This window comes from Mycobacterium canetti CIPT 140010059 (genome assembly GCF_000253375.1).
In the GTDB taxonomy this organism is placed as follows: domain Bacteria; phylum Actinomycetota; class Actinomycetes; order Mycobacteriales; family Mycobacteriaceae; genus Mycobacterium; species Mycobacterium tuberculosis.
Genome location: NC_015848.1, coordinates 2,370,493 through 2,383,133 on the forward strand (window position 1 = coordinate 2,370,493; position 12,641 = coordinate 2,383,133).

Below are 12,641 nucleotides of genomic sequence, written 5' to 3' on the forward strand. Positions count from 1 at the left end.
TCTTACCCGAGCAGGACTCGAACGGTGGCGTCGGGCCCGCGACCCTTGTAGCCACGACTAGACTACAAACGTGTCTACATCCACGACGATTAGGGTGTCAATCCAGACTCGGGACCGTCTGGCCGCCCAAGCCCGCGAACGAGGAATCTCGATGTCGGCTCTGCTCACCGAACTGGCCGCCCAGGCCGAGCGCCAGGCAATCTTCCGCGCCGAACGCGAGGCCTCACACGCCGAGACGACCACCCAGGCAGTCCGCGACGAGGACCGCGAGTGGGAGGGCACGGTAGGCGACGGCCTTGGCTGAGCCACGGCGGGGAGACCTTTGGCTAGTCAGCCTCGGCGCCGCTCGCGCGGGTGAGCCCGGCAAGCATCGGCCCGCGGTGGTCGTTTCCGTGGACGAGCTACTCACCGGAATCGACGACGAACTCGTTGTCGTCGTGCCGGTGTCAAGCTCGCGCTCCCGCACCCCACTCCGGCCACCTGTCGCGCCCTCAGAAGGTGTAGCTGCCGATAGCGTCGCGGTGTGCCGCGGCGTCCGCGCGGTCGCTCGTGCCCGACTCGTGGAGCGACTCGGCGCCCTCAAACCCGCCACGATGCGCGCAATCGAAAACGCCCTGACCCTGATCGTCGGCCTCCCGACGGGACCTGAGCGCGGCGAGGCGGCAACCCATTCTCCCGTACGGTGGACGGGTGGCCGGGACCCGTGACGCGGACGCCTGCCCCGGTGCGTTGCGGCCGCACCAGGCCGCCGACGGGGCGCTGGCGCGGATCCGGCTGCCCGGCGGGATGATCACCGCCGAGCAGTTGGCGACCCTGGCCAGCGTGGCGAACCGCTTCGGTTCCGCAACATTGGAGCTGACCTCGCGCGGCAACGTGCAGCTGCGCGGAATTACCGACGTCACCGAGGTTGCGGACGCCCTCGCCAACGCCGGGCTGCTGCCGTCGGCGACGCACGAGCGGGTGCGCAATATCGTCGCCTCGCCGCTGTCCGGCCGGGCCGGCGGGCTAGCCGACGTGCGGGCATGGGTCGGTGAGCTCGACGCGGCGATCTGCGCCGAGCCCCGGCTGGCGAAGCTGGGCGGCCGGTTCTGGTTCGGTCTCGACGACGGCCGAGCCGACGTGTCCGGCCTGGGTGCCGACGTCGGGGCGCATGTGCTGGACGACGGTGTTGCGCTGCTGATCACTGGACGCGACACGGGCGTGCGGGTTACCGATGTCACCGAAACCCTGATCGAAATCGCGTTGCGTTTCGTCGAAATCCGTGGCAATGCCTGGCGGGCAACAGAATTGGCTGACCCGTGCGCGCTGCTGCCCGGTGCCGAACTGGGCGCGCGCTTTGCGCCCGTCAGCAGGCCGCCGGTCGGCTGGATACCCCAGGACGACGGCCGCGTCGCGCTGGGCGCCGCGGTGCCGCTGGGGGTCTTGCCCGCCCAGGTCGCGCAGTACGTCGCCGCGATCGAGGCCCCGTTGGTGATCACCCCGTGGCGATCGGTCCTGGTGTGCGATCTCGACGATGGCGTGGCCGACGCCGCGCTGCGGGTGCTGGCGCCGCTGGGCCTGGTGTTCGACGAGCACTCCCCCTGGCTGAACATCAGCGCCTGCACCGGCAGCCCCGGCTGCGCGCACTCGGCCGCCGACGTGCGGGCCGACGCCGCGCGGTCACTGGACGTGGAGTCAGCCGGGCATCGGCATTTCGTCGGCTGCGAGCGGGCGTGCGGCAGCCCACCGGCCGGCGAGGTGCTGGTCGCCACCGGCGGTGGATACCGGCGATTGCGGCCGTAGGGTGAGCGAGTGCTCGACTACCTCCGCGACGCCGCGGAAATCTACCGGCGGTCTTTCGCGGTCATCCGCGCCGAGGCCGATCTGGCGCGGTTCCCCGCCGACGTCGCGCGGGTGGTGGTTCGGTTGATTCACACCTGCGGGCAGGTCGACGTCGCCGAGCATGTGGCCTACACCGACGACGTCGTCGCGCGGGCGGGTGCCGCGCTGGCCGCCGGTGCCCCGGTGCTGTGCGATTCGTCGATGGTGGCCGCCGGGATCACCACCTCGCGGCTGCCCGCCGACAACGAGGTGGTCTCGCTGGTCGCCGATCCGCGCGCCGCCGAGCTGGCCGCCCGTCGGCAGACCACCCGCTCGGCGGCCGGGGTGGAGCTGTGGGCCGAGCGGCTGCCCGGCGCGGTGCTGGCCATAGGAAACGCGCCCACCGCGCTGTTTCGGCTGCTCGAACTGGTCGACGAGGGGGCGTCCCCACCGGCGGCGGTGCTGGGCGGACCGGTGGGTTTCGTCGGCTCGGCACAGGCCAAAGAGGAGCTCATCGAGCGGCCCCGCGGGATGTCCTACCTGGTGGTGCGCGGTCGCCGCGGCGGCAGCGCGATGGCCGCCGCCGCCGTCAATGCGATAGCCAGCGACCGCGAATGAGCGCTCGGGGCACGCTGTGGGGAGTCGGGCTGGGGCCCGGCGATCCGGAGTTGGTGACCGTCAAGGCCGCCCGGGTGATTGGCGAGGCCGATGTGGTGGCCTATCACAGCGCCCCACACGGTCACAGCATCGCCCGCGGCATCGCCGAACCGTATCTGCGTCCCGGTCAGCTCGAGGAACACCTGGTCTACCCGGTGACCACCGAGACCACGAATCATCCCGGCGGCTACGCCGGTGCGCTCGAAGACTTCTACACCGAGGCGACCGAGCGCATCGCCGCGCACCTGGACGCCGGGCGCAACGTGGCGCTGCTCGCCGAGGGCGACCCGCTGTTCTACAGCTCCTACATGCATCTGCACACCCGGCTGACGCGGCGGTTCAACGCCGTCATCGTGCCCGGTGTGACGTCGGTGAGCGCCGCGTCGGCGGCCGTCGCCACACCGCTGGTGGCCGGCGACCAGGTGTTGTCGGTGCTGCCGGGCACGCTGCCGGTCGGCGAGCTGACCCGCCGGCTGGCCGACGCCGACGCGGCCGTGGTGGTCAAGCTGGGCCGTTCGTATCACAATGTGCGGGAGGCGCTTTCGGCGTCCGGCCTACTCGGCGACGCGTTCTACGTGGAGCGGGCCAGCACCGCCGGCCAACGGGTATTGCCGGCCGCCGACGTCGACGAGACCGGCGTGCCGTACTTCTCGCTGGCCATGTTGCCGGGCGGGCGGCGTCGTGCGTCGCTGACCGGCACCGTCGCAGTGGTGGGCCTGGGGCCCGGCGACAGCGACTGGATGACACCGCAGAGCCGGCGTGAGCTGGCCGCCGCGACGGATCTGATCGGCTATCGCGGCTACCTGGACCGGGTCGAAGTCCGCGACGGCCAGCGGCGCCATCCCAGCGACAACACCGACGAACCCGCCCGGGCGCGGCTGGCCTGCTCGCTGGCCGATCAGGGCCGGGCGGTGGCGGTGGTGTCCTCCGGCGACCCAGGGGTATTCGCGATGGCCACCGCCGTTTTGGAGGAAGCCGAGCAGTGGCCGGGGGTGCGGGTCCGGGTGATTCCGGCGATGACCGCCGCCCAGGCCGTCGCCAGCCGGGTCGGCGCGCCGCTGGGACATGACTACGCGGTGATCTCGTTGTCCGACCGGCTCAAACCCTGGGACGTGATCGCCGCGCGCCTGACCGCCGCGGCCGCCGCCGACCTGGTGCTGGCCATCTACAACCCGGCTTCGGCGACCCGCACCTGGCAGGTCGGCGCGATGCGCGAGCTGCTGCTGGCCCATCGCGACCCTGGCATACCGGTGGTGATCGGCCGCAACGTCTCCGGACCGGTTTCCGGACCGAATGAGGACGTTCGGGTCGTGAAGTTGGCCGACCTGAACCCCGCCGAAATCGACATGCGCTGCCTATTGATCGTGGGGTCCTCGCAGACCCGGTGGTATTCGGTGGATTCGCAGGACCGGGTGTTCACCCCGCGCCGCTATCCCGAGGCGGGCAGAGCTACCGCGACAAAGTCGAGCCGCCACAGCGACTGAAAGAGCTTGCGGCCGAATTCCTCAAGGTCGGCCAGGCTGCCTCCGGAAGGCTCGCCAGTTCGCGCCACGCACCCGGCAATCTCCCGAATCGTGCGGCGACCGTCAACCTGCTGCAGAAAGGCCAACTGGGCGGGGCTGGGCGCCATGCGCCAACCCGGCCAAAACATATCGGTGCCGGAGACACCGCAACGCGTGCGCATCAGCGGTACGTAATCGAGCGCGGCAACCGTCGAAAAATCGATCGTGTACTGCTCCTTAGGTCGGTCACGACGGCACGCCATAAAGAGATGGGTAGCGTTCAAGGTCTCCAGACGTTCCATCACGGACCATGCCTTGACCTCGGGTAACGTGTTCACGGCCGCATAAAACTCGCTGTTCGGGACGAAAAAATCGTGCGGGTAATACGGCGCCTTGTGGAACCATCCCTGAAATACCAGTCCGGCGGACGTGACCAGATCGACGCATTCCTCGACGGTGTAACTGCGTTGGCGACCATGCAAGAACGTATCGACGAGGGCGCTATCGGAAAGTAAATCCCGAGCTTTCGTGAGATAGTTTCGGAGCGGATGATACGTCGGTAGTAGCGAGATTGCTTCCTTCGCCAATTTGATCGATGCATCGTCCTGCCCTAATCCAAGATCACGAAAGACCGAACCGAGCAGTTCGACTCCGATCCGACCGTACTTCCCGTAGAGCATCGCCGCCACGACGCCATCCCGGCGCAGGCAGTGGGCGAGTTCTTTCATGCCCGCCCGCGGATCTGCCAGGTGATGTAAAACGCCGGTCGATACCACGAGGTCGAAGTCGCGTCCCAGCGTCGCCAGCTCTTCGATCGGAAGCAGATGCAACTCCAGATTCGCCAGCCCGTGCTTGTCTTTCAGATATCGCTGATGGTCCAGTGCCGGTCGACTGATATCGATCGCCACTACTTTCGCCGCACGATTGGTGAATGCGAAAATCGCCGCCTGGTTGGTTCCGCAACCGGCGATCAGAATATCCAGATCGGGCCGGTATTCGCGGTCCGGCCATAATATCCGGTGGGAGTGCACCGGGTCGAACCATTCCCAATTCGCTGTGGTCCACGCCTCAAGATCGGCGATCGGGTGCGGGTACAACCACCGGTGGTACTGCCGGGACACAATGTCGGCGCGCGGATGATCGTCGGTCACTTCGGTCCCACGAGCCTATGCAAGCACACCGGCAACGCACGTCGCCGCCTCGGCGAGCAGCGCCTCACGGGGCTCGGCGTCATACCCGCCGCCGGCACGATCGGACATGACGGCCACCACGTAGGGCACGCCGGTCGGTGACCACACGACCGCGATGTCGTTTGCTCGTCCGTAGTCACCGGTCCCGGTCTTGTCGATCACCTTCCAATCGGCGGGAAAGCCCGCTCGGATCCGCTTGGCTCCGGTGGTGTTGCGCGCCATCCAATCGGTGAGCAGTGCCCGCTTGTCGGGCGGCAACGCGTTGCCGAGAACAAGCTGCTGCAACACCAGGGCGATGGCGTGCGGTGTTGTGGTATCCCGTTCGTCCCCGGGCGGATCGCGGTTCAACTCCGGTTCCTCGGCGTCCAACCGGCTCACGGTGTCACCCAAGCTGCGGAGGTAGCCGGTAAATGCCGCGGTGCCGCCCCCGGGACCGCCAAGATCGGCCAGCAACAGGTTGGCGGCGGTGCCGTCGCTATAGCGTATCGCCGCATCGCAAAGCTGCCCGATCGTCATCCCGGTCTGAACGTGTTGTTGGGCCACCGGGGAGATCGACCGAATGTCGTCACTGGTGTAGGTGATCAGTTTGTCCAGATGCGTGAGCGGGTTTTGGTGCAGCACCGCCGCCACGAGCGGCGCCTTGAACGTGGAGCAGAATGCGAACCGCTCATCGGCGCGGTATTCGATCGCGGCGGTGGTGCCGGTGGCGGGCACATACACCCCAAGCCGGGCATCGTATCTGCGCTCCAGCTCGGCGAAGCGATCCGCCAGATCCGCTCCGGCCGGCAAGGTTGTCGATGCCGGACGGGCCCCGCTCGCATGCCGTGCACACCCCGTCACGGAAACCAGCATTGCCATCGCTACCAGCAGTTCGCGACGACCGAATCCTCTGTTGCGCATGCCGTAGTATCACACGCGCGCAGATGGCAGGCGCCAAAGCGCATTCGACGCCGCGCTCCCCCGGCTGCTCGGCGGCGGGATCTACGACGACCGGTCGTAGACTGACCGGACCTGCCGGGCTATGGTTTATGCCCATGACCGCGACGGCAAGCGACGACGAGGCCGTTACCGCACTCGCCTTGTCGGCGGCCAAGGGGAACGGGCGGGCCCTTGAGGCGTTTATCAAAGCCACCCAGCAAGACGTGTGGCGGTTCGTCGCCTATCTGTCCGACGTGGGCAGTGCGGACGATCTCACCCAAGAGACATTCCTACGAGCGATCGGCGCCATCCCGCGGTTTTCCGCACGCTCCAGCGCCCGAACTTGGTTGCTGGCCATCGCGCGCCATGTCGTCGCCGATCACATCCGCCACGTCCGATCCCGGCCCCGCACCACCCGCGGCGCGCGTCCCGAACATCTCATAGACGGCGACCGCCATGCCCGCGGATTCGAAGACCTCGTCGAGGTAACCACGATGATCGCCGACCTAACCACCGAGCAACGGGAAGCGCTGCTGCTGACCCAGCTGCTCGGGCTGTCCTATGCGGACGCCGCGGCGGTGTGCGGCTGCCCGGTGGGCACCATCCGATCCCGTGTCGCTCGAGCGCGCGATGCGCTGCTTGCCGACGCGGAGCCCGACGACCTCACCGGCTAGGCAGACCGGCCACCCACATGGCGGCCCGGTGGACAGAATCGACCGCCGCTACCCCAGCCGGCAGCAGCGGGCGCGCTATCATGACCACCGAAATACCCAGCGCAGCAGCGGCATCCAGCTTCGCTCGGGTCATCTTGCCACCGCTGTTCTTGGTGACCAATGCGTCGATGCGCTGCTCACGCAGCAGTGCGAACTCATCGTGGTAACCATATGGCCCGCGAGATAGCACCAGTTTGTGCCGCCGCGGCAGGGCGGTGCCATCGGGCGCGGTAACCAGGCGGATCAAAAACCACGCGTCGCTGTTGGCGAAGGCCGCAATACCCGAGCGTCCGGTGGTCAGGAACACTCGCGAATAACCTTGTTCAGCAACAACGTCTGCAGCCTCGATGTCCGATACCGCGATGATGGCGGTACCGGGATCCCACGGCGGGCGAGCCAGTACCAGGTACGGGAGCCCGAGCTCACCGCACACCTGCGCGGCGTGCGCGGTGATGGTTACCGCGAAGGGGTGGGTGGCGTCGACGACGGCATCGATGCGCTCCTCTCGCAGCCAACCGCGCAGCCCCTCGACACCGCCGAACCCGCCGATGCGCACCGGACCGATCGGCAGGGCAGGGTTGGGTACCCGGCCGGCCAGCGAGCTGACGATCTCAACGTGTGGGTGCAACTCTTTCGCCAGCGCACGGCCCTCGGCGGTGCCGCCGAGCAACAACACCCGGGTCACTGTGCATACCGACCGTGCCGTGCCACCGAATATAGGTAGCTGTCGGTAAAGCCCTCAGCGGTCAGCACGTCGCCAACAACGATCACGGCGGTCCTGGTGATCTTGGCATCGTGCATCCGCGCGGCGATATCGGCCAACGTGCCGCGTAGCGTCCGCTGTTGCGGCCAACTCGCGAAAGCCACCACCGCAACCGGCGTTTCGGGTCGGTAACCACCGTCTAGCAGTCGCGGAACGATGGCGTCGATCTGGGCTGCGGCCAGGTGCAAGACCAGAGTGGCGCGGGATCGGGCGAGCGCGGCCAGGTCCTCACCGGGCGGCATGGGTGTGGACAGCGTCGCCACCCGGGTGAGCGTCACCGTCTGCGCCACGCCCGGCACGGTGAGTTCGCGCTTTAGCGCCGCCGCGGCTGCGGCAAAAGCCGGTACGCCCGGCACGATTTCGTAGCCGATGCCCAGCGCGTCGAGTTCGCGGCACTGTTCGGCCAGCGCGCTGTACAGCGACGGGTCGCCGGAATGCAGCCGGGCAACGTCGCGGCCGTCGGCGTCGGCGTCGGCAAGTTTGCGCACGATTTGTTCGAGGGTCAGCGGACCGGTGTCGACAATCGTCGCGCCGGGCGGACACTGCGCCAACAGGTCGTCGGGCATGATCGAACCCGCATACAGGCACACCGGGCATCGTTGCAGGAGCCGTTGGCCGCGGACGGTGATTAGGTCGGCGGCGCCGGGGCCCGCTCCGATGAAATAGACCGTCATCGCTTGGTCACCGACCACTGGGTGACCGGCAGCTGTGGGCGCCAACCGGTGAAGCCGCCCAGCGGTTCGCCGAGATAGTGCTGGAATCGTCGTAGCTCGCCACCGAGGCGCGAATATGCATGCGCCAGAGCGGCTTCCGATTCGACGGTGACAGCGTTGGCGACCAAGTTCCCGCCTGCGGGCAGGCTGTCCAGGCAGGCCTCAAGCAGGCCTGGCTGGGTTACACCACCGCCAAGAAAAATCACCGACGGCCGTGCGGCGTCGTCGAACGCATCGGGCGCGTCGCCGCGCACGTCGACGCTCACCCCGAAGGCCGCGGCATTGAACCCAATGTTGCGGCGGCGCCGTTCGTCGCGCTCGAACGCCACCGCGGTGCAGCCCGGCCAGCTCCGACACCACTGGACCGCGATGGCGCCTGAGCCCGCGCCGACGTCCCATAACCGCTGCCCGGGCCTTGGCGCCAGCGCAGCCAGGGTCAGCACGCGGATCGGGTGTTTGGTGATCTGCCCGTCGTGCGCGAATGCCTCGTCGGGTGCCCACGACGTGCGCTCGTCGGGCAGGTAGCGCACGGCGATCACGTTGAGCTCATCGACATCGAGGGGTGGGTCGCAGGCCCATGCCCGGGCCGTACCGTCGCGGCGGCGTTCGGCCGGGCCGCCAAGCTGTTCGAGCACGCTGAACTTGGAGTCACCGCGACCGTGCTCGGTCAGCAGCACCGCCAGCGCCTGCGGGGTGGACCGATCGCCGGACAGCACGATGGCCCGGCCGCCGCGGCGCACCGCGGTGTGTGGTTGCGCGGTGACCAGGCTGATCACCTCGGTGTCATACACGTTCCAGCCCATCCGGGCGCACGCCAACGTCACCGCGGACACGTGCGGCAACACGGTCACGTTGTCGTGGCCGAACAGCCGGATCAGGGTGGAGCCGATACCATGCAACAACGGGTCGCCGCTGGCAACCACGTGTAGGTCAGCCCCATCCGGTGACAGGCCTTGCACCGCGGGCAGCATCGGCGTCGGCCACTCCCAGCGCTCGGCGGTGACGGTATCGTCGAGCAGGGCAAGTTGCCGTTTCGAGCCGTAAATTACTGTGGCCCTGCGTAATTCGGAGCGAGAATGCTCGGAGAGACCGGTCATGCCGTCGGCGCCGATCCCGACAACGATGATCATCGGCGCCGCTCTCCCCCGCAAGCGGGCGGTACCCCCACCGCATCGCTGCGCTCTGCATCGTCGCGGATCATCGCGGCATCCTGCGCCAGACGAACCGGGGAAGCAACCGCAGCGCAACAAACATTGGCCGCAGCGCCCACGGAATCCACACCACGCGCTTACCGTTGACCAGCGCACGCGCGGTCGCGGCGGCCACCCGCTCCGGGGTGACCGACAGGGGTGCGGGCGTCATGCCCTCGGTCATGCGCCCGATGACGAATCCCGGCCGCGCGATCAGTAACCGCACCCCGGTGCCGTGCAACGCATCGGCCAGGCCGCTGGCGAAGCCGTCCAGGCCGGCTTTGGCCGATCCGTAGACATAGTTGGCGCGGCGCACCCGAATCCCGGCGACCGAGGAGAACACCACCAGCGATCCCCGTCCGGCTGTGCGCATCGCCGCTGCCAGATGAGTCAGCAGGCTGACCTGGGCGACGTAGTCGGTGTGCACGATGGCCACCGCGTGCGCCGCGTCTGTCTCGGCGCGGGCCTGGTCGCCGAGTATCCCGAAGGCCAGCACCGCGGTGCCGATGGGGCCGTGCTCGGCAACGAGCGAAGCGACCAACGGGCCGTGTGCGGCCAGGTCGTCGGCGTCGAACTCCCGGGTGTGCACCGCTATAGCGCCAGCTGCGCGGAGTGCGGCGGCCTGGTCGGCGAGTTGATCGGCGTTCCGCGCGGCCAGCACCATCGTCGCCCCGGCAGCCAGGCGTCGCGCGAGTTCGCCGCCGATCTGGCTGCGGCCGCCGAAAATTACTACCGGAGCAGCGCCCGTGTCGTCCACGGCTGCGATTATTGCCTGCGCTAGCGTGAGTGGCGATGGTCAACACCACTACGCGGCTTAGTGACGACGCGCTGGCGTTTCTTTCCGAACGCCATCTGGCCATGCTGACCACGCTGCGGGCGGACAACTCGCCGCACGTGGTGGCGGTAGGTTTCACCTTCGACCCCAAGACTCACATCGCGCGGGTCATCACCACCGGCGGCTCCCAAAAGGCCGTCAATGCCGACCGCAGTGGGCTTGCCGTGCTCAGCCAGGTCGACGGCGCGCGCTGGCTCTCACTGGAGGGTAGGGCGGCGGTGAACAGCGACATCGACGCCGTGCGCGACGCCGAGCTGCGCTACGCGCAGCGCTATCGCACCCCGCGTCCCAATCCACGCCGAGTGGTCATCGAGGTCCAGATTGAGCGCGTGCTGGGATCCGCGGATCTGCTCGACCGGGCCTGACAACCGAGGTCATGGCGGCAGTAGGTAATGCACCCAGGCGCCACCGGCGGGCCCGGCCACGGCGTGCAGACGGGCGTTCTGATTGCCCGTTCGGGGCAGGGTAAAGTCCGCGCCGATGGCTGTGCAGGCTAGGGCAGCCCCGGCGAAGACCACGGGTGCCGGCGTCACGGTCCACCTGCCTGCCGCGTCCCGACAGGCCGCAGGGTGTGGGTCCCCGCACGATGCGGCGACCCAGCGGCCATCCGCGCCCTGCAGGGCGCATGCTCCGGCACCGGCACGCGGTTCGTCCGGTGCCCAGCTCCACAACGACGCCTGAATGCGGCCGTCTTCGGGGAGCAGCTGATCGAAGCCGAACAGATTGACCCCGCAATCGGTCATCGCCTGCACCTTCGGCGGGGTAAGCGCCTGCGGATTGGCCGGTGGACGGGTCGGGTTGGCCAACGCCGTGGCCAGCGTGGAGTCCTCGTAATAGCGGACCAGTCGCCAAGCGTAGACACCGCGGCCATAGGTGGCATCGCAGGCCGGGTATGGCCGGTAGCCGGAGTTCGAGCCGCTTTCCAGCTCAACGCCGCTCCAGTCGAAGACGGCGGCCGACCAACCTGGCGCACAAGACCCGACGAGCACGGCTCGTGCGCCGGATGCGCGGATTTCCTCCCGCGACACGTCGAGTGGAAGCGGGACACAGCCGTTGGTGGCACGCCGGGCCGGGTTGGGACGGTAGATAAGGCTTGTTCCGTCCGCACGCCGCAACACTTGGTCGAGGGTAGCCACCACCGACGCATACGCCGACGCGTTCTTCAGCTGGTCCTCCAGGTAGAGCAGGATGACCTCCTCGGTATGCCCGGGTGCGTTCAACCAGTTGGCGATCTGCGGCAGCACTGTGGCCAGCAGAGGTTCGACGGTGCAGCCTAGGTTCGCGTTCTTCGGTCCCAGCCCGTGACACACGGTGACGCCGGGGGCGCCGTGGCCCTCGAGGCGGGGCAAGTAGTGCAGGTCTAGCTCGAGCGCGCGGACGTCGATGTCGAGCTGTTGGGCCAACGACAGCTGCTGGTTTGAGTCTGCGTGCGAGACCGTGAACGAATCGCTGAGGCTGTTGAACGAGTTGTGCGTGCCGAGCCACTGAGTTTCCCGCAGCGGCACCGGGTCTTGCAACGCATCCTGGAACCGCGCGGTGCGATGCACCCAAGACTGTAGGTAGGCATCACGCGCGGCCTGGGTCACCCGGTGCGCGAGCGGAAGCACGCACCGCGCATCGGGCACACCGACGCGGCGACACTCCGCAGCGACCGCGTCGGCGAACTTGCCGAGCGCCACGCAGGGGATCGCAACCGGGCTTATTACGTCACAGGATGCGGTGGGCGAGGGCGGAGCGGGCACCTGGTAGGCATCGGCGGCCACCGGTGCCGCGGTTATCAACACCACGGCCAAGGCGCCCATGAGGGCCGCGCTCTGCAGCCATCGGGCGCGGGGCATGCGCTACTTTGGCACGTCGATACACCGCTTACCAGGGGTGTTGTCGAAGTGTTGCGTGGTCTCGTCGAAGCCGTGCCCTCGCTCCGGCCGGTGGCAGCATCGTTGAAGTGATCGGATCGGGTCCGTCGGCTCCACCAGGCGGGTGTGGCGCTCCTGGCGGTGTGGGTGTTGGGGTGTCTTATTTGAAGAAGTCGTCTAGCTGAACCTCGCTGTGGGCAACAACCGGGGCGCCCGCGAAGCGGACATTACGGTGCTCGGTGATCGCGCCGACACGTCGTAGCGGATGTCACCGGCCGACGTCTGAGCCTGGGCTTGTCGTGCGGACTGCACGGCGACGCCACAACGAGTTTCAGCATCACGGACCAGTCGTGCGCATCATGAGGACTGCCGCGCCGCTGCGCTCACCGCGGTCGTCAAAGCATTGGATCCAATGACGCCATCGCGGTGGCGCCCGGTGAGGTGCGTGACCGTGGTCTCCGGTTATACCTTCGGGCCGACCGCAGGGTGACTTGATCGTCAAAT

The 12,641-nt window shown here is 68.0% G+C and carries 14 protein-coding genes and 1 pseudogene; 7 read left to right on the forward strand and 8 right to left on the reverse strand.

What is annotated here, in order from left to right; all coding sequences use genetic code 11:
- The first annotated feature begins 70 nt into the window (after positions 1 to 70).
- From mazE7 to MCAN_RS10915, 5 genes are read left to right on the forward strand one after another with little or no spacing between them, the layout of a single operon-like run.
- The gene (mazE7, locus tag MCAN_RS10895; RefSeq protein ID WP_014001104.1) at positions 71 to 304 is read left to right on the forward strand and encodes a type II toxin-antitoxin system antitoxin MazE7; all 234 of its coding nucleotides are present in this window, start codon (positions 71 to 73) and stop codon (positions 302 to 304) included.
- Complete coding sequence (mazF7, locus tag MCAN_RS10900; protein WP_015288230.1) at positions 297 to 707, forward strand: type II toxin-antitoxin system toxin endoribonuclease MazF7; 411 nt, start codon at positions 297 to 299, stop codon at positions 705 to 707. The genes mazE7 and mazF7 overlap by 8 nt, the downstream gene beginning before the upstream one ends.
- Positions 691 to 1,782 (forward strand): precorrin-3B synthase, encoded by a 1,092-nt coding sequence (cobG, locus tag MCAN_RS10905; RefSeq protein ID WP_014001105.1) that lies wholly within the window; start codon positions 691 to 693, stop codon positions 1,780 to 1,782. Before mazF7 ends, cobG begins: the two co-directional genes overlap by 17 nt.
- Positions 1,783 to 1,791: 9 nt before the next feature.
- Entirely contained in the window at positions 1,792 to 2,418 is a 627-nt protein-coding gene (locus MCAN_RS10910) for a precorrin-8X methylmutase (RefSeq protein WP_014001106.1), read from the forward strand.
- Positions 2,415 to 3,941 carry a precorrin-2 C(20)-methyltransferase gene (locus MCAN_RS10915; RefSeq protein ID WP_014001107.1) on the forward strand — a complete coding sequence of 509 codons (1,527 nt, stop codon included), beginning with the start codon at positions 2,415 to 2,417 and terminating at the stop codon, positions 3,939 to 3,941. Before MCAN_RS10910 ends, MCAN_RS10915 begins: the two co-directional genes overlap by 4 nt.
- Here the strand turns inward: MCAN_RS10915 and MCAN_RS10920 are convergent.
- Together MCAN_RS10920 and blaC are read right to left on the reverse strand one after the other, a co-directional pair.
- Positions 3,887 to 5,110, reverse strand: coding sequence for a class I SAM-dependent methyltransferase (locus tag MCAN_RS10920; RefSeq protein WP_014001108.1), 1,224 nt, complete (start codon positions 5,108 to 5,110; stop codon positions 3,887 to 3,889). The two genes, MCAN_RS10915 and MCAN_RS10920, sit on opposite strands and share 55 nt — an antisense overlap.
- A gap of 15 nt (positions 5,111 to 5,125) precedes the next feature.
- Entirely contained in the window at positions 5,126 to 6,049 is a 924-nt protein-coding gene (blaC, locus tag MCAN_RS10925; protein ID WP_003410677.1) for a class A beta-lactamase BlaC, read from the reverse strand.
- Between the two features lie 134 nt (positions 6,050 to 6,183).
- Here blaC and sigC point away from each other — a divergent pair, with 134 nt between their 5' ends.
- On the forward strand, positions 6,184 to 6,741 hold the full coding sequence (gene sigC, locus MCAN_RS10930) for an RNA polymerase sigma factor SigC (RefSeq protein WP_014001109.1): 558 nt from the start codon (positions 6,184 to 6,186) through the stop codon (positions 6,739 to 6,741).
- On the opposite strand, the gene MCAN_RS10935 is transcribed toward sigC, so the two are convergent.
- From MCAN_RS10935 to MCAN_RS10950, 4 genes are all read right to left on the reverse strand, one after another.
- Complete coding sequence (locus MCAN_RS10935; RefSeq protein ID WP_014001110.1) at positions 6,731 to 7,465, reverse strand: cobalt-precorrin-6A reductase; 735 nt, start codon at positions 7,463 to 7,465, stop codon at positions 6,731 to 6,733. The two genes, sigC and MCAN_RS10935, sit on opposite strands and share 11 nt — an antisense overlap.
- The gene (gene cobM, locus MCAN_RS10940) at positions 7,462 to 8,217 is read right to left on the reverse strand and encodes a precorrin-4 C(11)-methyltransferase (RefSeq protein ID WP_003410682.1); all 756 of its coding nucleotides are present in this window, start codon (positions 8,215 to 8,217) and stop codon (positions 7,462 to 7,464) included. The genes MCAN_RS10935 and cobM overlap by 4 nt, the downstream gene beginning before the upstream one ends.
- Positions 8,214 to 9,386, reverse strand: a complete 1,173-nt coding sequence (locus MCAN_RS10945) for a bifunctional cobalt-precorrin-7 (C(5))-methyltransferase/cobalt-precorrin-6B (C(15))-methyltransferase (protein ID WP_003899155.1) — start codon at positions 9,384 to 9,386, stop codon at positions 8,214 to 8,216. Before MCAN_RS10945 ends, cobM begins: the two co-directional genes overlap by 4 nt.
- A gap of 67 nt (positions 9,387 to 9,453) precedes the next feature.
- A complete protein-coding gene (locus tag MCAN_RS10950; RefSeq protein ID WP_003900457.1) occupies positions 9,454 to 10,203 on the reverse strand; it encodes an SDR family NAD(P)-dependent oxidoreductase in 750 nt (249 codons plus the stop codon).
- A gap of 29 nt (positions 10,204 to 10,232) precedes the next feature.
- Here MCAN_RS10950 and MCAN_RS10955 point away from each other — a divergent pair, with 29 nt between their 5' ends.
- Positions 10,233 to 10,646, forward strand: a complete 414-nt coding sequence (locus MCAN_RS10955; RefSeq protein ID WP_003899157.1) for a F420-dependent biliverdin reductase — start codon at positions 10,233 to 10,235, stop codon at positions 10,644 to 10,646.
- A 9-nt stretch (positions 10,647 to 10,655) separates the two neighbouring features.
- Here the strand turns inward: MCAN_RS10955 and MCAN_RS10960 are convergent, their stop codons facing one another.
- Both MCAN_RS10960 and MCAN_RS21490 read right to left on the reverse strand, forming a co-directional pair.
- Positions 10,656 to 12,119 (reverse strand): hypothetical protein, encoded by a 1,464-nt coding sequence (locus MCAN_RS10960; protein ID WP_014001111.1) that lies wholly within the window; start codon positions 12,117 to 12,119, stop codon positions 10,656 to 10,658.
- Between the two features lie 73 nt (positions 12,120 to 12,192).
- Positions 12,193 to 12,482, reverse strand: a pseudogene (locus MCAN_RS21490) (hypothetical protein); the annotation flags it as partial.
- Positions 12,483 to 12,641: the final 159 nt, after the last annotated feature.

Excerpts from the sequence above, each read along its gene's own strand:
- MCAN_RS10915 (WP_014001107.1), top strand. The coding sequence starts at position 2,415 with ATGAGCGCTCGGGGCACGCTGTGGGGAGTCGGGCTGGGGCCCGGCGAT.
- blaC (WP_003410677.1), bottom strand. The coding sequence starts at position 6,049 with ATGCGCAACAGAGGATTCGGTCGTCGCGAACTGCTGGTAGCGATGGCA.
- sigC (WP_014001109.1), top strand. The coding sequence starts at position 6,184 with ATGACCGCGACGGCAAGCGACGACGAGGCCGTTACCGCACTCGCCTTG.
- cobM (WP_003410682.1), bottom strand. The coding sequence starts at position 8,217 with ATGACGGTCTATTTCATCGGAGCGGGCCCCGGCGCCGCCGACCTAATC.
- MCAN_RS10945 (WP_003899155.1), bottom strand. The coding sequence starts at position 9,386 with ATGATCATCGTTGTCGGGATCGGCGCCGACGGCATGACCGGTCTCTCC.
- MCAN_RS10960 (WP_014001111.1), bottom strand. The coding sequence starts at position 12,119 with ATGCCCCGCGCCCGATGGCTGCAGAGCGCGGCCCTCATGGGCGCCTTG.